This is a genomic window from Polyangiaceae bacterium (genome assembly GCA_016715885.1).
Taxonomy (GTDB): Bacteria; Myxococcota_A; Polyangia; order Polyangiales; family Polyangiaceae; genus Polyangium.
On record JADJXL010000003.1, the window covers coordinates 374821 to 396530 of the forward strand.

The 21710-nt window shown below is 60.3% G+C and carries 19 protein-coding genes; 11 read left to right on the top strand and 8 right to left on the bottom strand.

Translation table 11 applies throughout. From position 1 onward, the window contains the following. Positions 1-6: 6 nt before the first annotated feature. The 3 genes from IPM54_08010 to IPM54_08020 all read right to left on the bottom strand — a co-directional run bounded on the left by IPM54_08010 (position 7) and on the right by IPM54_08020 (position 5280). Positions 7-2955, bottom strand: coding sequence for an NAD(P)/FAD-dependent oxidoreductase (locus IPM54_08010; GenBank protein MBK9259769.1), 2949 nt, complete (start codon positions 2953-2955; stop codon positions 7-9). A gap of 79 nt (positions 2956-3034) precedes the next feature. Beyond that, positions 3035-4417, bottom strand: coding sequence for a GTPase HflX (gene hflX, locus IPM54_08015; GenBank protein MBK9259770.1), 1383 nt, complete (start codon positions 4415-4417; stop codon positions 3035-3037). 83 nt (positions 4418-4500) lie between these two features. Beyond that, positions 4501-5280, bottom strand: coding sequence for a zinc-dependent peptidase (locus IPM54_08020; GenBank protein MBK9259771.1), 780 nt, complete (start codon positions 5278-5280; stop codon positions 4501-4503). A 157-nt stretch (positions 5281-5437) separates the two neighbouring features. On the opposite strand from IPM54_08020, the gene IPM54_08025 reads away from it, so the two are divergent. Next, entirely contained in the window at positions 5438-6250 is an 813-nt protein-coding gene (locus IPM54_08025) for a hypothetical protein (GenBank protein MBK9259772.1), read from the top strand. Here the strand turns inward: IPM54_08025 and IPM54_08030 are convergent, their stop codons facing one another. Further along, on the bottom strand, positions 6251-6994 hold the full coding sequence (locus tag IPM54_08030; protein MBK9259773.1) for a hypothetical protein: 744 nt from the start codon (positions 6992-6994) through the stop codon (positions 6251-6253). 525 nt (positions 6995-7519) lie between these two features. Between IPM54_08030 and IPM54_08035 the strand changes: the two genes are divergently transcribed. Both IPM54_08035 and IPM54_08040 read left to right on the top strand, forming a co-directional pair. Next, positions 7520-7852: a hypothetical protein gene (locus IPM54_08035; protein ID MBK9259774.1), complete on the top strand. Its 333-nt coding sequence runs from the start codon at positions 7520-7522 to the stop codon at positions 7850-7852. Continuing rightward, positions 7852-8403 carry a hypothetical protein gene (locus IPM54_08040; protein ID MBK9259775.1) on the top strand — a complete coding sequence of 184 codons (552 nt, stop codon included), beginning with the start codon at positions 7852-7854 and terminating at the stop codon, positions 8401-8403. The genes IPM54_08035 and IPM54_08040 overlap by 1 nt, the downstream gene beginning before the upstream one ends. A gap of 21 nt (positions 8404-8424) precedes the next feature. Here the strand turns inward: IPM54_08040 and IPM54_08045 are convergent, their stop codons facing one another. Together IPM54_08045 and IPM54_08050 are read right to left on the bottom strand one after the other, a co-directional pair. Then, positions 8425-8931 (bottom strand): cupin domain-containing protein, encoded by a 507-nt coding sequence (locus tag IPM54_08045; GenBank protein MBK9259776.1) that lies wholly within the window; start codon positions 8929-8931, stop codon positions 8425-8427. Between the two features lie 40 nt (positions 8932-8971). Continuing rightward, positions 8972-10219 (bottom strand): MFS transporter, encoded by a 1248-nt coding sequence (locus IPM54_08050; protein ID MBK9259777.1) that lies wholly within the window; start codon positions 10217-10219, stop codon positions 8972-8974. Between the two features lie 78 nt (positions 10220-10297). On the opposite strand from IPM54_08050, the gene IPM54_08055 reads away from it, so the two are divergent. Beyond that, positions 10298-10804 carry an MGMT family protein gene (locus IPM54_08055; protein ID MBK9259778.1) on the top strand — a complete coding sequence of 169 codons (507 nt, stop codon included), beginning with the start codon at positions 10298-10300 and terminating at the stop codon, positions 10802-10804. Positions 10805-11301: 497 nt separating this feature from the next. On the opposite strand, the gene IPM54_08060 is transcribed toward IPM54_08055, so the two are convergent. After that, positions 11302-11952, bottom strand: coding sequence for a hypothetical protein (locus IPM54_08060; GenBank protein ID MBK9259779.1), 651 nt, complete (start codon positions 11950-11952; stop codon positions 11302-11304). A 70-nt stretch (positions 11953-12022) separates the two neighbouring features. On the opposite strand from IPM54_08060, the gene IPM54_08065 reads away from it, so the two are divergent. From IPM54_08065 to IPM54_08095, 7 genes are all read left to right on the top strand, one after another. Further along, on the top strand, positions 12023-12217 hold the full coding sequence (locus IPM54_08065) for a hypothetical protein (GenBank protein ID MBK9259780.1): 195 nt from the start codon (positions 12023-12025) through the stop codon (positions 12215-12217). Between the two features lie 18 nt (positions 12218-12235). After that, a complete protein-coding gene (gene crcB, locus IPM54_08070; GenBank protein MBK9259781.1) occupies positions 12236-12631 on the top strand; it encodes a fluoride efflux transporter CrcB in 396 nt (131 codons plus the stop codon). Between the two features lie 181 nt (positions 12632-12812). Beyond that, on the top strand, positions 12813-14015 hold the full coding sequence (locus IPM54_08075; protein ID MBK9259782.1) for a serine/threonine protein kinase: 1203 nt from the start codon (positions 12813-12815) through the stop codon (positions 14013-14015). Between the two features lie 146 nt (positions 14016-14161). Continuing rightward, positions 14162-15529, top strand: a complete 1368-nt coding sequence (locus tag IPM54_08080) for a hypothetical protein (protein MBK9259783.1) — start codon at positions 14162-14164, stop codon at positions 15527-15529. A gap of 454 nt (positions 15530-15983) precedes the next feature. Beyond that, positions 15984-17402: a TolC family protein gene (locus IPM54_08085; GenBank protein ID MBK9259784.1), complete on the top strand. Its 1419-nt coding sequence runs from the start codon at positions 15984-15986 to the stop codon at positions 17400-17402. After that, positions 17399-20557: an efflux RND transporter permease subunit gene (locus IPM54_08090; GenBank protein MBK9259785.1), complete on the top strand. Its 3159-nt coding sequence runs from the start codon at positions 17399-17401 to the stop codon at positions 20555-20557. Before IPM54_08085 ends, IPM54_08090 begins: the two co-directional genes overlap by 4 nt. Before the next feature lie 58 nt (positions 20558-20615). Then, positions 20616-20999, top strand: a complete 384-nt coding sequence (locus tag IPM54_08095; GenBank protein ID MBK9259786.1) for a DUF423 domain-containing protein — start codon at positions 20616-20618, stop codon at positions 20997-20999. A gap of 90 nt (positions 21000-21089) precedes the next feature. On the opposite strand, the gene IPM54_08100 is transcribed toward IPM54_08095, so the two are convergent. Continuing rightward, complete coding sequence (locus tag IPM54_08100) at positions 21090-21707, bottom strand: hypothetical protein (protein MBK9259787.1); 618 nt, start codon at positions 21705-21707, stop codon at positions 21090-21092. Positions 21708-21710: the final 3 nt, after the last annotated feature.

Below are 21710 nucleotides of genomic sequence, written 5' to 3' on the forward strand. Positions count from 1 at the left end.
GCTTTTTCAATAGTAATAAACTTGAAACACGTGCAGCGCCACGAGAACGGGCAATGGCCAAAACGCGGCGAGGTGCACGCGCGTCGTGAGAACCCTTCGATCGCGCGCCGTCATCCCATCCCAACGATGCGAGCTGGCCGTGACGATACCTGCCACGCCACCCAGGATGCATACGGCGAGGAAATCGATGGCGAGCGCCAAATTGAGGCCCTGGCCCAGACGCAATCCCGTGTGCATCGCCAAAACCAAGAGCGTCGAGGTGCCCAAGACGACGTGAATCACACGAAAGAACGGGAAATCGAAAAGTTGAAAACGTCTCCACCGTTTGCGCAGTGAAAGAACCAAACTGAAAAGCGAAATCAGTACGAGCAAGTATCCGGTCGCTTGTTGGAACGCGTTTTCGGTGAGAACGCGCCCGACCCCCTGACGCACCGCGCTCGATTGCGGTATTGGAATGGGTCGAGAAACGATCGCAACGATCGACAGCGCAATGGCCGCAATGGACGCCGTGGCAAGCGCACGATACCCCGGTTCGGGCGACATCGCCTCGCTCCGACCACCTGGAGCAACCGATTGCGTATCGGATGGCGCATTGCCCGAAGGACGCATGCTCCGCCGCGGCTGCACCGGAACCCAACTGCGCCGCGCGTGCACGAGCTTCTGCTGGTGCAGCGTCGAAAGCGGGCCGTCGAGCGCATTGAACGCCTCCTCGGCCTCCGTATCGTATTCATCCTCCTCCTCGTACACGTCGGTCGCGCTGAAAACACTGCTCTCGAAACTCGGAGGCATCGGCAATGACGGCACACGCAAATCGCCAGAAAGAACGCCTCCTTCCTCGAGCAGCGCTGGCGCTCTATCCGACGACAACCCCACCTCCACTTCGTCTTCCGGCGCAAGCGGCAGAAGCGAACGTTTGATGACTTCAATCGAATCGGGCGCGGACGACGGATGACGTGCTACCGCCTTCAGCCTTCGAGTCGTCGTGCGTCGCGACGCCGGCCCGAATATCTCCGCCTCGTCCGGCTCGTGCGCACGCCTCGATGCAAACATGTTGTCGATGTCTTCATCCGAAGCCTCGTGCGCGTCGAGCTGCGTCCGATACGGCCCCGCCGGCGTTTGTACCGGCATGACCGCTTCCGCTGCGAGCGTGCGATTGGGCCCACGCACGAGTTGTCCCGGCATGACGATGTTCTGAAAACCCGGCACACCGACCGTAGGCGCCGACAGCCCCGGCCGACGCACGGACACAGGCGCCGAAGAACCAGAACGCTTCGTGACCGACAAGGGTCCCGTGCGATCCCGCCGCATCATGTTGGACGAACGCGCGCTCACCGCCGCACGATCACGAAATGCAATCGCATCCGGCAGCGCAATCTGCATCGTCTCGAGCTCGTCCTCGCCAATCAACTCCGCAAGCAGCGATTTGCACGACCCACAAACAGTCCCCGCTCCCGTTCGTTTCGAAAGCTCATTGACCGTCGTCGCTCCAGCAGCAATCGCCGCACCAAGCTGCCCACGCGTGACGCGCACACACCCGCACACGATGGCATCGTCCGACCAGTCACTGACCTTCTTCGATTCCTCGCGTGGAAACAAATTCCCCGTCGATCGAAATCGCCGCATGTCCCAAAACGACATCGGCGCCGGATTGACCAATGCATCACGAATCCGATCGAGATTGTCCCAATCACCAATCGTCACCGCACCAATCAACCTTCCTTGCCTGGTCACGAGCTTTCGATACACGCCGCCCGTCGTGTATTTGAGCGCCGAAGACAGCGGTTTCGTGTCGCCGTCGTATTCGCCAAGGGCCGCAACCGTCACGCCGAGAAGCTTCAGCTTTGCAGATTGATCCGCCCCCGTAAACCGCGCGTCCTCTCCCATGAGGTTCGCCACGAGCACGTCCACCATTTGATAACCCGGCGCAACGAGCCCATAGGTCGTACCGTTGTGCGACGCGCATTCACCAATTGCATAAATCTGCTCGTCCGAAGTCCGCAATTGATCATCCACGATGATGCCGCCATTCGGTGCAAGATCGAGCCCTGCCGCCCGCGCCAGCTCCGACCGCGGCCGAATACCCGTCGACACGACGATCATGTCCGCCGTCAGCATTCGGTCTTCCAGCCGCGTCGCCTTTTCGTCGTCGAAATGAATGATCAGCCGCTCGGCATCTTCGTCGTACACCACGCGGGACATCTTCTTCCCGACATGCACGCGAACACCAAGCTGCTCGATCTTCTCTTTCAAAAGCGCCGATGCACCATCGTCGAGCTGCCGAGGCATCAGACGCGGCGCCGCCTCCACCACCTCGACCTGTATATCGTGCAGTCGTCGCCCAAGGTCGTACACCGCCTTCGCCGCTTCGAGACCAAGCAGACCACCACCGATGATCACCGCGCGCGACGTCCCCTCCATCACCTCCGCTTCGATCGTGTAAACATCATCGAACGTCCGATACACGAATACGCGCTTCTGAAGCTTGAGATTGCCCTCCGCATCCGCGACCCGCAGCCCCTCGACCGGCGGGACAAACGGCTCCGAACCCGTCGCGAAAACCAACCGGTTGTACGGAACGCGATCCCCCGATGCCGCCTCCACGTAGCTCTGCTCCCGATCGATGTACACGACCGGATTGCCCAAGTAGAGCTCGATCCCGTTCTCCTCGTACCAGTCCTCCTCCGCCAAAATCAGCGCTTCGGCAGGCCGGCCCGAAAAGATGTCCGTCAGGTGCACCCGATCGTACGCAGGAAAGCGCTCCTCGCCGAAAACGACGATGCGCGAGTGCATCTGCACCTGATGCTCGACGAGCTTCTGGCAAAGCCGATAGCTCATCATCCCATTGCCGATGATGACCAGCGTCTGCACGTCGTCATCGTCGGGATGATGCAGCTCCGCCTCGGCAAATGCCGCAAGCTCGTCGCCTAGATGGCCGCCTTCCGACTCGATCGTCACCAGGGCCCTGGTTTTACACCACGACCGTCAAGAAAAGCATCTTCTACGAGGACCAAAACGTGCCGTCGGCCAAGACACGTCATTTTTCAATGAGTGTACGCAAACGCGAAAGCACCGCAGGCTCGGCACGAACGGACAGATGCGCCCCTTCCTCGTCGTACGTTTCCGACAATACCCGAGCACTGTCGTATACCTCGCTCACCAGCGCTTGCTTGGCATACGGAACGACAAGCTCTCCAGGCACCATTTTCGCCTCGAAGATCTCCACGATGGTTTGCCGAAGACGCTCAACATCGTCCGGATCCTTTGCACTCAAAAGAATCGCCTCGGGAAATTCGCGCGCCAAAAGTTTGCGCTCCGTCGCCTCGACCATGTCCATCTTGTTCAGCACCAGCTTGTGCGGAACATCCGCCGCCCCAATCTCCTCGAGCGTCGACGTCGTCACTTCGAGCTGACTGCGAAACGTCGGATCCGATGCGTCCGCCACGTACAAGAGCAGCGACGCCTCCAGCGCCTCGTCCAGCGTCGAACGAAACGACGCCACCAAGTCATGCGGCAACTTCTTGATGAAACCCACCGTGTCCGACACCAAAATCCGCGGTTTGACCTCGGGATGGATCGCTCGCACCGTCGTATCGAGCGTCGCGAACAGCTTGTCCTCGACCAGCACCTGACTGCCCGTCAGCGCTCGCATCAACGACGACTTGCCCGCGTTCGTGTACCCCACGAGCGCCACGCGACGCGCATCTCGACGCAGCGCACGCCGTACCGCTTGGTCACGAGCAATCGCTTCGATCTCCTTGCGTAGCTCCGCGATCCGATCGCGAATCTTGCGCCGATCCAGATCGAGCTGCGTCTCGCCCGACCCGCGAAAATGCTGCCGCTCGCTCGTCCCACCCGTCTCGCGCAAACGCGGCGCCACATAGTTGAGCCGCGCTATCTCCACCTCGAGACGCGCCTCGCGACTTCGCGCATGTCGATGAAAAATTTCGATGATCACGCCCGCCCGATCCATCACCGTCAGGCCCGTGCACTTCTCCAAGTTGCGAAGCTGGCTCGGCGTCAGATCGTGATCGACCACGACGACATCGGGCTTCGTTATCCTCGCCGACCCCTCCTCGTCGCTCTCACCATCGCCCGCTTCTTCCTCCACGCTCTCGGGCGCTTCGTCTGCGTCTTCTTCCTCGTCACGCTTGCTCGTCCCCGGCTTGCGATACCGCATTCCTGACGGCCCCGGACCATCGGTGATCTTTGCAAGCTCGTACAACTTGCCCCGCCCAAGAACCGCCCCCTTGGAAACTTGCGCGCGACGTTGAGACAACGTCCCTACGACATCGTATCCAAGCGTCGTGACGAGACGCCCGAGCTCGGCAAGAGAACCGGCGTGATCCTCGTCCGAAACCTGCGGCAGTTGAACGGCGACGAGAAGTGCTTTTTTTCGAGTGGTCGTTTGTCCAGACATACGTTTGGAAAGAGCAACGCGAACGCTGATGTTGCAGAGCGCCTTCTCCTAGCACGTGACGGCGCCCCTCGGCATGCGCGACGTCACCCTGCCGATGACGCCATTGCAGCAGGATCTTGCTGGTAAAACTGGCGCATCTGTTCATAGAGCGCTGGATGTCGAGCACGCAAAGCGCGAGGTCTTTCGAAAAAACTCTCCGTCACGACCGCGAAAAATTCGGCAGGATTTTTCGCCCCGTACGTGTCGATCACCGTCCTGTTTCCCTCTTCGTCATCACGCAAAAGCCCTTCATACGCAGCTCCGAGCACCCGAGCCCAAGGGCCATAAGCCGCCCGCTTTTCGAGCACGGGCGCACCATCGGCAGCCCCGTCTTCCGTATCGAGCTGATGCGCAAACTCGTGAAAAACGACGTTTTTTCCGTCGCGCACGTCCGATGCACCATGCAGCACCGCATCCCAAGCGAGCACGACGACCCCGCGACTCCACGACTCGCCAAGCCGAGCTTCCGGCTCTTCGATGACGATGCCGCCTTCGACCGTCCGCGGACGCCTGTCCACGTACGTGCTCGGGTAGACGAGAATCACTTCCAGATCCGGATAAACGTCTCCCTCGCGCTGCAGAAGTAGAATGCAGGCTTGCGCTGCGATCGTGACGCGAATTTCGTCGTCGACGTCCTGACCCCCGCACCCTTCGAAGCGTTTTTCGTCGAGGAAGATCTTTATCAGATCGCGCAGTTTGTCCTGGTCTTCCGAACGCAGGCGCCGAAAGTAAGGAACGTTCTCTGCGAGAATCGATTGCCACTCCGCCGGGAACGGCCGCTCACGCACCGCTTTGCGACGCCGCTCCTTGAAGAAGTCGAACATGCCGCGAATGATGCCACAAGACGGAAGCGATCCGTCCGAGCATCGGTGGTGGACAATCGATGGCATACCGAAAATGGGCAGCTTCTTGGCAAGCCCATCGGTACATTCGATGTCAAGCTATCGAGCCAATCTTGCAATGGGTTTACTGGAGGAGCCGATGCCGCTGCGTATCGTACAACAAGGACAAGGAAATCCCAGGCAGCTCGTGGTGCTGTACCTCGTCGGGTCGCCCATGGATCCCGAACTGCGCGCGGCGCTCGGTCCCGATCCGGCCATCATTGCGTACGACGATCCGAAGGGCGAGCCATTGCCCACGACGATGTCGCACGTGACGACGAAATCGCCGGTGAACGTTTCGGACGTCATTTTGGTGGGTTATTCCGCAGGGTGCCAAGCGGTACGTCGTGAGCTCATGGCGGGGCACGATGTCGCAGGTGTCGTTGCCATCGACGGTACGCATGCGAGTCTTCCGCCATTGCAATGGCAACTCGACGTATGGCGCGATTATGCTGAAAAAGCGCGCCGAGGCGAACGGCTCTTCGTGGCCACGTGCACGCAAAACACCTATGTCGAAACGGACTTGCCCAAAGCGCAGCGCTACAGCGCCACGCTCTCGATTTTGCGTCAAGTGACGGGTTTTCGGATCATTCCGTCGGAAACCCCCGCGGGCGAGCACGACGGAGCGCTTCACGTGTATGGTTATGCGAGCGAAAAAACGGACAAAATGGCGCACGCTCGTCAGCAAACCGTCGTGCTGCCCCAAATGCTTGCGCGATACGTGAAACCGTGGCTCGAGGCAGCATTGCGAGCCTTCCCAGGACAGGTTCCGCCGCAGCAGGAGGCGCATTCGAGCGTGCTCACGCCCGAAGAGCGAGCTCGCGTGGAGCAAGCGATTGCGTTATCGTTTCACAAACTGACGCGGATGATATCGGAAGCCAACGCCGACGAGGAACCGGTTCCGGTGGGGTGATTACTTCACTTCGGCGGGCGTTTCTCGCTTGATGGCGCGCGATTGCAGCGACGGAATCAGCGCATCCCAGTTTTTCCCATAAAAGTAGTGCAAGACCGTCTCCAGCACGTTGTATTGCTGCACGAGCAGCGTACCCATGCGATCCCGCGCTTCGGCTTCCGGTGATGACGACGTCGACGACGCCGGGAGTGCATTCGTGGTCCGCAGGTTCGCCGAGAGCCACGACCCCACGGCGGCGGCATCGTCGATTTGCGTCTTGTCGACCGGGTGTTTCCCAGCAATCGTCGATTCGTATTTGCGAAACAGGTCTGCGAGCATCACGCAATCGCGCGCCATGTCTCGCTGACCGCGTCCTTCTGCAATCGCATCGACCTCTTGCGCTGTCACGAATCCCGCGGACGCGAGTACTTTCGCGGAGCCCAAGAGCAGCGCGCGAAGTTGCCATCCTTCGGCGAGCTTTTGCCTCATGAGCTTTTCGGTGGGCAGCGCATGTTCCGCCTTGAGGGCCGCGTATTCCGTGGCCAGCGCGATATCGGGCAACGCGAGCAAAAGCGCCGCATTCACCTTGGGCAAATGCTCCGCCAAAAGGTGCTCCTTCGCCAAAAGCACCGGCATCGCCTCGCGCACATTGGTGATCGCCAAGGCAGCATCGATGCGATACGGCAAGATGTCGGCGGCTGCAATGGTGAGAGCGACAGGTAAGAACTTATCGTACGCCTGAGCGGCCTCGATTTGAATCGGCAAGGTCGTCCTCCTAACGCGAGGGTAAGGAAGCACGACGTTACCAGAAGATGAACAACGTGGTCAACGAGAACGGAAAGGACGAAGACAGATGAACGAGCCTCTCGAACGTATGCCTATTCACGCGAGGGGGTCGATCAAGTCGACGGGTTATATAATTGATTACACAAGGGGGCATGGACAAGTCCCCAAACCGTATAGCTATTCACACAGTTGACCATGGAAGAGTTGGCCGGGTGGTAAAGTTTAGGTCGAGGGGGACATGGAAGAGTTAGGAGCGTTATAAAGTTTAGGACGTGGGGGAGGTGGACAAGTTAGGAAGATCCTAAAGTTTAGGACGCGGGGGACTTGAGAGAGACATCGACGAGTCTGTCGGGCTGGTGTTGGTAACGTTCTGTTGACCATGGCGTCTCACTAGGAACGACGCCGTTACCAACCATCCTTCCCACAAGCGAAGCTGGTGCTTGACGAACCGCCAACTGGGCAGTAGCCACATTGAGTAGGCAGTTCCACGCAGTTCAGAAAAGCATGCCCAAGATCATGAAACCCATAGAATGCGCAATTGAGCTGGCTCGTGCACATCGCGATATTGATCCGGCAACCCGAGACGTGTACCTAGCATCTGGCGAGAACGATCCCCTCATTCGGCTTGTCGAAGTTTCCGCGTCCGTACCAACGACGAGTGAATTCTTTCCTTACGCGTTTACAGACGATCCGAACAATGGCGTTCCTTATCCATCAGTACTCATTCTGGTGAGTCCAGAAGAGTGGACCAGCTTGGAAGCCGGTCAACGAAAGCTACCGCAGGGTTGGCCTGAAGTGCGTGATCTCAAGCGCTTGAATCTCGAGCAACGAGATTGATGATGACGCCGGACCCGAAGGACTACGCAATACCATTCCTCGAACAGGCGCGTGAGGATCTGCGTGCGGCCCAATCGCTCATCAATGTGTTGCTGAATGAGACCGGGGTGCAAACGACGGTGAAGCGCGGGGCACCAAGCACGTTCTGCATGTTGCTCCAAATGTCATTTGAGAAGCTTGTGAAAGCAGTCCGCTCGCGCCAAGGGCTCGGGCCTGTGCGGGAGCATCTTGTCGTCTCCACGTTCTTATTGAACCTCGCTCGTGATCGCAGACGGCTTTCACTCATCAGCATCGGCCCGTCCGACGTGATGAACAGCATATTTCAGTTCATACGTGAACTTGAAAATGCACACCCGCAAGTCGGCGATGACAAACATCCACAGCTTGAATATCCATGGGTTGACGCATCCACTGGAGCCGTTTGTTGTCCCGCGCGCGATCTACATCTGTGTCATCGGATAACGAATGCGCGGGACAAAATTGCGCCAAAAACGCTGAAATTCGCCACAGCGCTCATCGAGAAATTCGATGTCTTGTACCCGCCAAGCTGAGCCATTTTCGATACGACTTCACTACGGCTTCTTCTCAGCCATGATCCTGTCTTTCGGATCGAACTTCGGCGAAAACACCGATACGACCGCCGTGATGCCATCCCCTTGATGCACGTACGAATGCACGGCACCGCGAGGAATCACCAGAATGTCTCCTGGCGAAACTTCGCGCGTTTGCCCTTCGATGGTGAACGTCCCTTTCCCCTCCAAAACCATGACCAATTCATCGTGCTCGACATGGTGATGCGCCGGGACGGCTCCGCGCGTTTGAATGAGATTCACCGTATGGTCGGCGTTTTCGAATAACGCCAATAGTTTGGTTTTTTCTTCGGCACCCAGCGGATTCTTCTGAATGGCTTCACGCACGTTGCCCAAGAAAGAATCGGTTTTCCCGGCAACTTGGATGGCCGCGGGAGCCGCAACGGGTGCCGCCGGCGCGTCGGGACACGATTGTTGCGACGCACCTCCGCACGCAGCAAGCAAGAGCGAAACCAATACCCAACCGAGCGAAAAACGATGAACCTGCATGGCTGCTACTCATACCAAAACATCGAGGCACTTGTCGAGGTCACGAAGCAGCCGATTCGGGCTTGGGCTGTGCGCGCCTTTGGCCAGCGAGCGGAACGAGGGCCAAAAAGCCGAGCGATGCGAGCGCAGATGCGGCAAATACGCCCGAAAAACCGAAGTGTTTCGCGACGACGCCCGAAAAGAGCTTCGTAGGAGCTTTGCCGAACACTTCGATGGTGGCCAGAAACGTGTAGTGGGTCGCGGCAATGGAACGATCGACGCGACTCATCATGAGCGCGAACATGATGGGGGTGATCATGCCGGCAAAGAAGTGCTCGAACACGGTGACTCCAATGACGGCGCCTTTGCTTGGAAAGCCTGCTTTGACGAGCGCCCATTGAAAGGCAATCCCGAGCACTCGGAATGCCGCCGGGATGAAGAGCGCAACGGGGAAGGAAAACCGGCGTGCCAAAAAGCCGCCGACGACGGACCCGAGAATGGCTGCGACAGCGCCATAAGTGCCGACCCAAAGCCCGAGCTCGGCAGGCGTGTATCCCGCTTGCTTGACGAGAAAAGGCTTCCACATGGCTTCGGCCATCGATTCACCCATTTTGTAGGTCGCAATGACGGCGAGCAGTCCAGCGCCTCCATTTGCTTTCGTGGCGGTCCATGCGAGGCGAAGGATTTCACCCATGGAAGGACGCTCCGTTTCGACGGCAGAAGGATGCGTTTCCGCAGGCTCGCGAAGGGACCACGCAGCCAAAAGGCCCAGGGTCGAGATGGCCGCGACGACGAAAAACAATCCATTCCATCCAATGAATTTGCTGGCCCATACGAGCACGCCGCCGCTCATGATCATGCCGAGACGGTAACCAATGACCTGAATGGCATTGCCCGCGCCGAGCTCGGAGGGTTCGAGCAGGTCGACCGCAAGGCCATCGACTGCGACGTCTTGTGCGGCCGCAAAAAGGTTCATCAGGAAAATCAGCGCCATGAGCGGCGTGAGTGATGGTCCTTCGGCGACGAACGCAGCGGCAATGGCGCTCGCTGCGAGCAGCACGGTCAGGGGCAAGATCCACGATTTGCGCCTACCTATGCGGGACGAACCAAAACGATCCACGAGCGGAGCAAAGAGCGCTTTGCACATCCAGGGGGCAGCAAGCGCCGCGGAAAAACCGATCGATTCGAGCGTGACGCCTCGTTCGGCCAAAAAAGACGGCAAGGCCTCGGCTTGAAAGCCGTAGGGCAAACCCTGCACGAGATAAAGCGACCCCAGGGTGGCAAGCACAAAAGGACGAGACGCTCGCATGCGGAGCGGAGGATACCGCAAGTCGGCGGGATGGCATCGGGCCTCGACGTCGACGCCGGAATTCGTTAAAAAAGCGCGATGAACGCGACGGGCCAAACAACGTTCGATACGCCGCTCGGTCCTGCAACGCTACGCTTTACGCCTCGCGGAATCTGCGCGCTGACGCTGCACGACGTACGGAGCGAGCATCCGGTAGAAGCTGGAGACGCGGGTGATGTACCCGATTGGGTGCGTGATGTCGTTCTCCGCGTGAAGGCGCATCTTGGAGGCACGATTCAGGATTTTTCGCAAGTGCCTTTGGACATCGAAAGCAGGACGCCGTTTTACCGGGACGTGTACGAAGCGTCGCGAAAGATTCCATCGGGTAAAACCGTGACCTACGGGGAGCTTGCAAAAGCGGTGGGGCGACCGGCGGCCGCGCGAGCCGTGGGTCAAGCGCTTTCGAAAAACCCGATAATGCTCATCGTCCCGTGTCACAGGATTGTCGGATCGAGCGGCAATGCCGTGGGATTTTCAGCGCCCGGCGGCGTGCAAACGAAAGCGCGCATGCTCGCGCTGGAAGGAGCGAGGATTCCGCGGGTTTGAGACCCGGGGCGGGTTGAAGAGACCGTCTCATAACTCGAGCCGTGCTCGCTCACCGTACGCACGCGCGGGGTTGAAGAGGCTGTCTCAAAACTCGAGCCGTAGTGTGTCACCGAACGCCCGCGCGGGATTGAAATCCCGCGCTACACATTCAAAAGTCCCTCACTACCGTTCGGGACTGGCCTTGTGGAATTTCGGATCGTCACCGAGAATCCTCAACGATTTCGCATAGATTGCAGGCCTCGCCATGCAGCCATGACGTCAGTCCGAGCGCGGTAGCGCGAGGACTTCTTGTCGTGTAGCGCGGGGTTTCAACCCCGCGCGGGGCTGGGCGAGGATACGCGTTCCGAGTTTTGAGACAGCCTCTTCAACCCCGCGCGGGGCTGGGGCGCGGATGTGCGAGTCGAGTTCTGAGACGGCCTCTTCAACCCCGCGCGGGGCTGGGGCGAGGATGTGCGAGTCGAGTTCTGAGACGGCCTCTTCAACCCGCCGTGTGGTCGTCAATTCACCGCCGCATCCATTGCGGGCGCATCCATCGCGCTCGCGTCGACGTCACCCGCAGGTAGCTCCATCACTGCCGGCGCGGCGGGCGTCGCGTCCACAGCTTCGACGGCTGCAGGTGCCGGCGTCGCGTCCGTCGCGTCGGCCGCCGCGGCCTTTGCCTTCGGGCGACCTCGTCGCTTCGGCGGAGCGTCGGAACCACCATCGCGATCGCGCGTCGATCCCGTGGGCGGTGCCGCCGATGCACCGGCAATACGCGACACGAAATCCACCTTCGCGGCAATCTCGGGATTGTCTGCCGCATACACGCGCGCATACGCGAGCGCCTTCTGCGACTTGACCGCAAGCGCTTCCTCGCTCTCGCGAAGCGCCGTCCGCGCAGCTTCGACCGCAGCTTCAGCCTGGATCACCGCGTCCGTATATTTCTGAACGTCACCAATGAGTTGCTCGAGCATGGCGCCATCGACGCCAGGAAATGCGACCGCCGCAAGCTCGTTCTTGAACAGCTCCACGAGGGCCTTGACCGAGGGGGGGATGGGATCTGCCACGTCCATCGTCGTCTCCAATCGCGCGCACAGGAACACACGTTCAGCAGATGAGCAAGCGGTTTTTACGCGATACGCATCACATCCGAGACGAAGTTTTGTCACGAGCGCGCCGTAAGAATTGGAGAACAACGAGCTTTGGTCCCTGGGTCACAGACCGATCCGCATTTCAAGCTTGACGACGCGATCCGGGGGCAAACCGACGGGGCGAGTGGCGGGTGATGAAGACGAAGTAGACGACCGACGTGATGGTGACGGCGATGCCGTGGATCGCGGCGAGCGCAGTGGATGTCTCGAACGACAAACGAAACGAGTGCGCACGTCGAGCAGCGGCACATGCGACGCATGCTTGACCGCGCGCATCATGTGACGTTGTCTAGGCGTCGAAATGCCTATGCATCTCAATCAACTGGCTTGGGTATGCGTCGGTGGCGCGTGCGGATCGGGGCTTCGATTCCTCGTGACTTCCTGGACACTCGCACGCTACGGCACGTCGTTTCCGTACGGAACGCTGGCCGTGAACGTGGTCGGTTCGCTCATTTTGGCGTGTTTGTTCGAGCTCACGCGCAGCACGACCTGGTTTGGGCCGACGCTGCAAATGGCGCTGGGAGCCGGGGTGATGGGGGGTTTGACCACGTACTCGACGTTCAACCTGGAGGTTGTGCGATACGTGCAAGAGGGGCAAGTGCGCACGGCGGTGGTGTACGGAAGCGCGACGCTTTGCGCGTGTCTTTTGGCTGGTACGCTGGGGATGGCGCTCGGGCGGATGATTGCCGGACGCTAGACGGACGCGAGGAGTTTTTCCGATTCGCCGTAATCTCGAGGACGTGTCGTTACGGCATGCGCTTGCGATCCGCGAGAAAACCAGCGCACCGCGACGTACTGCGCAAACTGCGGACAAAAACATCAGGTGAGAACGGCGAGCCGGGTATACTGCGGGCCTCGGGAGACAAGGGCAGCAATCGATGTCGGAGAACCAGCGTTATCGAGTCATCAAGCGGCTCGCCTCGGGCGGTATGGCCGAGGTTTTCGTCGCGGAAAGTGCCGGTATTGAAGGCTTCCGCAAGCAGGTCGCGATCAAGCGCGTCTTGCCGCAACTGAGCAAGAACGAACAGTTCATCGACATGTTCCTGGACGAGGCCCGTTTGTCCGGGCGCTTGGCTCACTCGAACGTCGTGAGCGTTTTCGACATCGGCGTCGGCGACAACACGTACTTCATCGTCATGGAGTACGTCGATGGGGCCGACTTGAAGCAGGTCATCGAGTACCAGAAGAAGCTCGGCAGGCCGATGAGCGTCGAGTCGGCGTGCTTCATCGTGACGAAGATCTGTCAAGGTCTCGCTTACGCGCACGATCTGCACACGCCCGAAGGCGAACCGCTGAACATCGTTCATCGCGACGTGACGCCGGCGAACGTTCTCATCACGCGGCACGGCGAGATCAAGATCGTGGACTTCGGTCTCGCGAAGGCATCGAGTCAGCTTGCTTCGAGCGATGCGGGCGTGATCAAGGGCAAGTTCGGTTATCTCGCGCCGGAAACGGTCATGGAGCTCGGCGCGGACAAACGCGTGGATATCTTCGCTGCGGGGATCATTCTTTGGGAGCTGCTCGCGGGGCGACGACTGTTCCTCGGCGACACCGATTTCGGCACGGTCAAACTCGTGCGCGATGCGGTCATTCCGCCGCTCGCACCGATCAATTCAGGCGTCCCTGCCAAGCTCGAAACGATCATCCGCAAGGCGCTCGCCAAGGATCGCGACAACCGGTACTTGACCGCGCGTGACTTCGCCGCCGATCTGATCCGGTTCCTGTACGAGTACGGCCGCCCGGTGAGCGAATACGAGGTGGCCGATCTGGTGCTCGGTGCAGCCGGTGCGCCGATGAGAAAGGTCGATGGGCTCGCGGCCATCGGCGAAATGCTCGACCTCATGCTGCTCGAGTTCAAGTCACTCACGCAGCACGATGCACCTACGAGTCTGCAGCCAGATCTGTTCAAGCTGACCGGGGCGAACTCGGCCAGCAGCTTCCCTCCTGCCGCAAACTCGTCGCTCGATGCGGACGACACGTTCGCGGGGCTCAGCGATGAGCTCGAGGGGCCTGATCCGGCGGCTGACGAGGAGAAAGAAAAGGCGCCCACCGGCTGGTTCAGGGCGCTCATGAAACGATAACGGCCACGGTCGATACGACGACTGTGGCTCGGATGGCTCATGTAGCGTTACCATTGCGGGCTCTGCACTCGATGACTTCGACGAACCAACCGATGTCTTTTGCCCCCATGCACCTTCCCCCTGCACACCACCGCTTCTTTCGACGTTTGCCCTCGCGTCTCGTCGCGCTGACGCTTGCGTTTGCGGCTTTTTTGCCCGCGGCATCGACTCATGCAGCAGATGCCGAAGCGCTCGTCAAGGACGCCAAGAAACTCGTCGCTGCGAAGAAGTACGACGAGGCTTGCCCCAAGTTTGCCGAAGCGTACGCGCAGAGCTCCAACGTCGCGACGCTGGTCGATTTGGCGCTTTGCCATGAAAAGCAGGGCAAGCTCGCGACGGCATGGAGCGAGCTGCTCGATGCCGAAGCTGCGGCTCGCAAGGCTGGGCGGTCGGACATCGAGACGCGGGCGCGAGGCAACAGCAAAGCTCTGGAACCGAAGCTGCCGCGGATTTCGGTCACGATCGCATCGCCACCGGCCGGACTGGAAGTCACCATCGACGGGCAGAAGATCGACACATCGGCGCAGGGTAAGGGCCGTCCAGTCGATCCTGGCGAACACAAGATCGTGGCAAGCGCTCCGCAGCGCAAACCGTTTGAAACGACGGTGACGGTCAAGCAAGGGCAACTGAAGACGGTGCCGATCCCAGCGCTCGAGGAGGATGCGAGCGCTGCGCCGCCGAAGGGTCCCGACAAACCGGATCAAACGGCCGACAAGACGCCTCCGACGGATACGCCCAAGGACGGGTCTCAGACGACAAACCCGCCCCCCAACAAACCCGACGACTCGAAAGGTCCGGTGCACCGAGCCAAGCGCATCGTCGTCGATGTTGGGATCTCGGTGGGCGGACAGTTGTTCCTCGGTGGCGGTAGCCTGCCAGCGCTATCGAATTTGACGTACGAGTACCACATCACGGACGCGGCCGGTTTCGACGCGACGAACCTCGAGGTGTGCGATTCGTCGAAGTGTCGTGCGATCACGGATCCCGCGATCGGTGTTTCGGTCGGGGGTCAAGCGTTCGTGGGTTTTGCCGTGAGCGAGAAGCTGCACCTCGGTGGACGCTTCTACGGCAACTTCATGCCTACCGGCGGTTATTCGTTGCTCGTCGGGCCGTCGCTGTCGATGCAAGTTGGCGAGCGGCTCTGGGTGGGCGGCACGGTGGTCGTCGGCTGGGGCGCGCAAAACGCTCCCATCGTCGGCGCGATGGGCGTCGTGCCTTCGGAGTGGGTCGCCAAGAACCAAGGCCAGGACGAGGTCAAGGTGATTCTCGACCGTACGATCCCTGCGGAGGACGACGTGGGCTTTGGTTTCTCGTTCGGCGCCAGCGCGGAAGTGTCGTACCGGCTTGCGGAGTTCGGCAAGGGCGAGAGCCTCATGACAGGCTCACTGCTCGCAAGCGCGTGGCCAACGTTCCTGAAGACCTCGGACGGTTTTCACATTGCGCTGCCGATTGGGGTTGGATACCGGTTTCACTGAGCCACGTGTGAATGGCGCTGCGCGCGCATGTGTGCGCTGCCGGTTGTTTCATGGCAACCGCGCGGTGAGGTCGCAGCCGACCGCCGCTCCGTTGCGCGGCGCTCGATATTCCAAGTGGACCCGACCGGGGTATTCGGTCGCAATGGGAAGTGTTGGGGTATATACGAGCCCGGATCGTGGCCCTGCACTTCGGGTGCACGCACCATAGCCGAGCGCTCCTCGATATCAATCATGAAAGCATTGGTGCGGCAGTGCGCGCTGCTGGGCACCAACCCCGCAAAAAGCCCCCTACGCCATTACAGACAACTGCGTCCGAAATCGGAATAGCTCGTCTAGATGACGATCGCTTTGGGGTTTTCCTGCTGCTCCCGCACTTCGAAAGGAGCAGCGCACGACGGTTTGTCCTCCAACGATACCTCTTGTGTTCGCGGCTCGGTTGATCAATCGTGCCTCGATGCACCCGCTTCGTCGCAAGCTCCTCACCTTCTTCGCCATCGTTCTCGCCGGAGCGTTGATCACGGCCTGGATCCAGTACTCGGGCGACGCCCCCGCGCGCCGTCCTTCCCGAGAACGCGGTCGGGCAGCTCGCGTGCTCGAAGTCAAGCCGCTCGAAGTCATCCCGCGCGTAACCGGTTACGGTGTCGTCCAGGCACAACGAAGCTGGCAAGGCATTGCCGAAGTGGGCGGGAGCATCGTCGAAATGGGCGAAAACGTCGAAGTTGGACGCACCGTCCAAGAAGGCACGCTCCTCTTCAAAATCGACCCCGGCACCTACAAGCTCGAAAAGAGCCGCACGGAAGCCACGGTGCGCGGCGTGCGGGCGCAGATCGACGAATTGCGGGCGCGTGAAGCAAGCGCAAAGAAAAACCTCGAGCTCGAAAAGAAAGCGCTCGAGCTCGCGCGCAAGGACCTCGAACGTGCGCGCAAATCCCTGGAAGGTGGCGTTGCAACGGCAACCGAAGTCGACACCGCAGAACGCGGCGTCATTGCTGCCGAAAAAGCAGTGCAATCGCTGGAAAATACGCTCCTCGAATTGCCCGCCAGCCGCCGCGTGCTCGAAGCACAGATTGATCAGCAGCAGGCCGGCGTCGAAGGCGCACGCATCAGCCTCACGAAAACCGAAGTCGTCGCGCCATTCACCATGCGCATTCGCCAGGTGAACGCAAGCTTGCAACAAGCCATCAGCCCAGGCTCGGTCATCGTCATTGGCGACGGTATCGACGTCATGGAAGTCGCGGCGCAGTTTCCAGTCGGTACCATCGGGTCGCTCTTGGGCCCCCGTCCCGCTGCCGCGAACGCCGCCGACGCGGGCGCACCTCCTGACGATGCAGGCGCCCCCCCTGCCGATGCAGGCGCGGACGCAAATAATGCAGCGCCACGTGCGCGGCGCTCATCGGCCATTACAGCCATCATTCGCCTGAAGAGCCAAGGCGTCGAAGCCACGTGGAATGGCAAATTCCGCCGCTTTCAAGGCGTCGATCCCGCGACGCGCACGATGGGCGTCGTCGTCGAAGTCATCGATGCTCGCCGGCGTGAAGGCCGAACGGGGCCTCCATTGTCGGTCGGTTTGCATGCCGAAGTGGAATTGCGAGGTCCGGCGCGAAAAGGTTGTCTCGCCATTCCCAGAACCGCATTACAGCGCGACAAAGTTCATGTCGTAACCAAAGAAAACCGCCTCGAAATACGTACGGTGGAGACCGATTTGCTGCAAGAGCAATACGCATGCATCACCAAAGGCGTCAAGGAAGGTGAACAAGTCATTTTGACGTCGCTCTCGCCTGCGGTCGAGGGCATGCTCATTGCGCCTCGCAAAGACGATACCGCCGCCACGTGGCTTTCTGCCGCCGCCAAAGCGGAGGAGCCTGCGCCGTGATTACCTATTTTGCTCGACACCCCACGGCTGCAAACCTCCTGATGCTCGTTTTCGTGCTCATCGGCGGACTTGCCATTCCGCAGCTCCAGCGCGAAACATTTCCTGAATTCGAGCCCTCCACGATTCGCATCAGCGCGAGTTACCCGGGTGCCCCGACCGAAATCGTCGATACCAGGATCACCCAGCGCATCGAGGACGAGATTGCCGGCCTTCCCGGTATTTCGCAAATGCGATCGCAAGCTCGCGAAGGCAGCGTCAGCATTACGCTCGAAGTCGAAGATGGCATCAAAATCGACGCGCTCCTCGCCGACGTGAAATCGGCCATCGACAAGATTCGAGATTTCCCCGCCGAGGTCGATCCGCCCAAAGTCGCCGCAGCAACGCGCGTCGCCTCCGTTGCCTCCATTGCCGTCACCGGGCCGATGTCGCCCCAAGACCTCAAACTTTATTGCGAACACCTCAAACGCGAGCTGCTCCGCTACGGTCACATCACGCAGGTCACCGTTTCTGGCTTTTCCACGCATCGGCTCACCATTCGAGTCAATCGCGCAGCGCTCGAAAGGCAGGGCTTGACGACGAGCGACGTTGCCGCTGCCGTTTCCGCTCAAAGCCTGGACATGCCCATTGGCAAGCTCGACACGCGTGATGGGGAAATCGTCGTTCGTTATTCGGACAAGCGAACGAGCGTCGAGCAGCTTGCCGACGTCGTCGTCAAGGGCGTCGCCACGGGCGGCTCCGTGCGCCTTGGCGAGATTGCGGAAATCGAGGACACTTTTGCCGTCGAAGCCGATCAGACGTTTTTTAATGGGCGTCGAGCCGGCATTCTCGCGGTCAGCAAAACGAGCTCGCAGGACAGCCTGGATATCGTCGCGTCGGTCAAGCAATTCCTCGAAGATCAGGAGGTGAAAAAACCCGAAGGCGTGGAACTCACGCTGACCGAGGATGCGGCGTCGGTCATCAAGGATCGCCTGAAGCTGTTGGTCAATAACGCCTGGCAGGGCTTGCTGCTCGTGTTTTTCACGTTATGGCTCTTTTTTGGCCGGCGGCTTGCCTTTTGGGTGGCTGCGGGGCTGCCCATTTCATTCTTGGGCGCCATGTGGGCCATGAAGCTGCTCGGACAAACGCTCAACATGATGACCATGATGGGCCTGCTCGTGGCCCTTGGTCTGCTCATGGACGACGCCATCGTATTGGCCGATAACGTTGCTGCGCATCTCATGCGGGGAAAACGGCCGATGGATGCCGCCGTCGACGGCGTCAAAGAGGTCGCCGGTGGTGTCCTTTCGTCCTTCGCGACCACCGCATGCGTGTTCATTCCCCTCATGGCCATTGAAGGCCGCATTGGAAGGACGCTGCAAGTCATCCCATTCGTCCTCCTCGCGGTCCTTTCCGTGAGTCTCGTCGAGGCATTCTTCATTTTGCCCGCGCACCTCGGTCATTCGCTACGTATGCCGGGACAAGAGCCCGAAGGCCGCTTTCGTACGTGGTTCGACGACCGATTCGCCAAATTCCGCGAACGCGTCCTCGGTCGAGCCGTCGATGCCGCCGTCCATCACCGAATCATCACGCTGGGCGTCGTGCTCGCCGTCCTCAGCGTGTCGATTGGAATGGTGACCTCGGGCAAACTTCGTTATCAAGCGTTTCCGGACACCGAAGGAAACGTGGTGCAATTCAAATTGGAAATGCCACCAGGCACGTCGCTCGCACGCACCCAGCGGGAAGTGAATCGAGTCGTCGATGCCGCTTGGCGCGTCTCCGATGCGCAGCGCGAAAAACAACCCGACAAACAGCCTCTCGTCCGCAATGTATCCGCCAGGTTCAACTACAATCCGGACGTCGAAGAACCCGGGCCGCATACGGCCACGGTATCGGTCGACTTGCTCGACGTCGAAGTTCGCACGACGACGCTCGAATCATTCACCACGGCGTGGCGCAAAGAAGCGGGGCCGATGGGCAGCACCGTTTCGGCTACGTTCGGCGCCGGCGGACGTCGCGGTCCGGGCGGAAATCCCATCGAAGTACGCATTGAAGGCAATGACCTCGAACGACTCGGGGAAGTATCCGGGCAAATCAAAGAATGGTTTTCCCAGTTCGATGGAGTTTTCGACGTCGCCGACGATATGCAGCCGGGCACGGCTCAAGTCGCCGTGAAACTCCGGCCGGATGCAAGTACGGTGTCGATGACGGGCGCTTCCGTATCGGGGCAGCTTCGAGCATCTTTGGCGGGCACGTCCATCGAGCACTTGTATCAGGCGGGCGAGGAATATGAGCTCTTTGTCGAAATGGATCGGAGCAATCGCGATACGTTGACGGATCTCGAGCAATTTCCGCTCAGCGTGTCGCCGGGAGCTTCCGTCCCGCTCGGTGCCATTGCCACGATTGCGCCTGATCGAAGCTTTGCGACCATTAGCCGCGTCAATGGCGTACGGACGGCGACCGTAAAGGGGAACATCGACCGAAACGTGGCGAACGCGGCGTCCTTGATGCGCCGATTTGCTGCAGAAAAGGCGCCACAGATCGAGCAGGATTTTCCGGACGTGAACCTCACGATGGGTGGCGAAGCCGAAGAATCGGCGCGAACGCTCGGATCGATGGGCCGTGGCCTCATCCTTGGTCTTTTTGGCATTTCCGTGCTGCTGAGCCTCCAGTTCCGCAGCTACGTCGAGCCTCTGGTGGTGATGCTCGCGATTCCTTTCGCATTCGTGGGCGTCGTCTGGGGCAGCTTGCTGATCGGTTTGCCGCTCAGCTCGCAATCGCTACTTGGATTCGTTTCGCTCGCGGGTGTCGTAGTGAACGATTCTATTTTGCTGATGTTGTTCATCAAATCAGCAAGGGCGAGCGGCGCGACGGCCGTCGAAGCTGCGCAGCGCGCGAGCCGCGAACGATTCCGCGCCGTGCTGCTGACGTCGGCGACCACTGTGGCAGGGCTCGTTCCGTTGATGTTCGAGCGCAGCAAGCAGGCGCAATCGCTGATTCCGGTCGCAGCGAGCATCGTGTTTGGAATCACGGTGTCGACCGTGCTGGTCTTGGTGGTTCTGCCGGCGATTTATGCGGTGTTAGCCGATGTAGGTTTGGCGCGGAACGAAGTCGATGCATCGACGACGGAAGCGAATCCATTGCCCGAGGAACCTCCGACCGAGCCAACGGCGGCATGAGATCATCAGGGTCGTAACAATTCCTGGCGAACGCGCCATTTCGCGTCATGTTTCCCGAATGGAACGCGTTTCCCTACTGCTCGCTGGAATGGTCGGATTTCTCGGCGTCGCGTTTGGCGCATTTGGTGCCCATGGCCTCAAAAAACGGATGCGCGACCTCGCGGACGGCGGCGAGCGCCTCGCTTGGTGGCAAACGGGCGCGCAATATCACCTCGTGCATGCGCTCGCAATTGGCCTATGCGCATTGCGCCCGGCGCCGACCGTATCGGGTAGCCCCGTTGCACCGTGGTTTTTCCTTGGCGGCGTCGTTCTCTTTTCGGGCAGCTTGTACGTGATGGCTTTGACGGGCCGGCGGAAGTTGGGCGCCATTACGCCGCTCGGGGGATTGCTGTTCCTCGCCGGCTGGCTGGCTCTCGCATACAACGCACTGTCTGCGGGGTGAGATTGGGTTGCGCGCACGATGGGGGGTTCAATTTCGTGCAAGCGCAGATGGGTTGGCTTTTCCGAGCAGGCGGACTATCGCGCCACCCTCTCAGACGCGCATTCGGCGGCGTTGCCGGAGGACCGTGAGGCCAAGCGCGGCAAGAACAAGGCCGAAGCCTCGGTTGTTCGAATCGCGCTGTGAACCACCAACGGCGCGACAATCGCAGCCTCCCTCGTTGGCGGGAGTACGGCCCGAGCTACTGCTGCTACTGCTGCTCGTTTCGACATTGCCCCCCGAGCCACCAGCACCGCCAGCGCCGCCCAGCCGCCGGGCTGCTGCCGCCGCCAGCACCGCCGCCCGCCAGCGCCCCACGCCCGAGCTGCTGCTACTTGCCGCACCGCCAGCACCGCCAGCACCGCCCATACCGCCAGCGCCACCCGAGCTGCTGCTACTTGCCGCACCGCCAGCACCGCCAGCACCACCAGCACCGCCAGCGCCACCCATGCCGCCAGCGCCGCCCATGCCGCCAGCGCCGCCAGTTCCGCTCATGCATACACCACCATTGCAGAGTCCGTCGGTGCACGGCGATCCGTCAGGCGCAGTGCCATCGACGGGACAATCCGTCGAAATGCCGCTGCATACTTCGGTAGCATCACATTCGGCCGCCGCTGGCCGACAGATGCTTCCCGGCAGCGCCAGCATATCAGCGCCGCAACCCTTGCTCACGCC

Bases quoted from the DNA above. Each gene is read 5' to 3' on its own strand.
- hflX (MBK9259770.1), bottom strand. From the start codon at position 4,417: ATGTCTGGACAAACGACCACTCGAAAAAAAGCACTTCTCGTCGCCGTT.
- IPM54_08020 (MBK9259771.1), bottom strand. From the start codon at position 5,280: ATGTTCGACTTCTTCAAGGAGCGGCGTCGCAAAGCGGTGCGTGAGCGG.
- IPM54_08025 (MBK9259772.1), top strand. From the start codon at position 5,438: ATGCCGCTGCGTATCGTACAACAAGGACAAGGAAATCCCAGGCAGCTC.
- IPM54_08035 (MBK9259774.1), top strand. From the start codon at position 7,520: ATGCCCAAGATCATGAAACCCATAGAATGCGCAATTGAGCTGGCTCGT.
- IPM54_08040 (MBK9259775.1), top strand. From the start codon at position 7,852: ATGATGACGCCGGACCCGAAGGACTACGCAATACCATTCCTCGAACAG.
- IPM54_08045 (MBK9259776.1), bottom strand. From the start codon at position 8,931: ATGCAGGTTCATCGTTTTTCGCTCGGTTGGGTATTGGTTTCGCTCTTG.
- IPM54_08050 (MBK9259777.1), bottom strand. From the start codon at position 10,219: ATGCGAGCGTCTCGTCCTTTTGTGCTTGCCACCCTGGGGTCGCTTTAT.
- IPM54_08055 (MBK9259778.1), top strand. From the start codon at position 10,298: ATGAACGCGACGGGCCAAACAACGTTCGATACGCCGCTCGGTCCTGCA.
- crcB (MBK9259781.1), top strand. From the start codon at position 12,236: ATGCCTATGCATCTCAATCAACTGGCTTGGGTATGCGTCGGTGGCGCG.
- IPM54_08075 (MBK9259782.1), top strand. From the start codon at position 12,813: ATGTCGGAGAACCAGCGTTATCGAGTCATCAAGCGGCTCGCCTCGGGC.
- IPM54_08085 (MBK9259784.1), top strand. From the start codon at position 15,984: ATGCACCCGCTTCGTCGCAAGCTCCTCACCTTCTTCGCCATCGTTCTC.
- IPM54_08095 (MBK9259786.1), top strand. From the start codon at position 20,616: ATGGAACGCGTTTCCCTACTGCTCGCTGGAATGGTCGGATTTCTCGGC.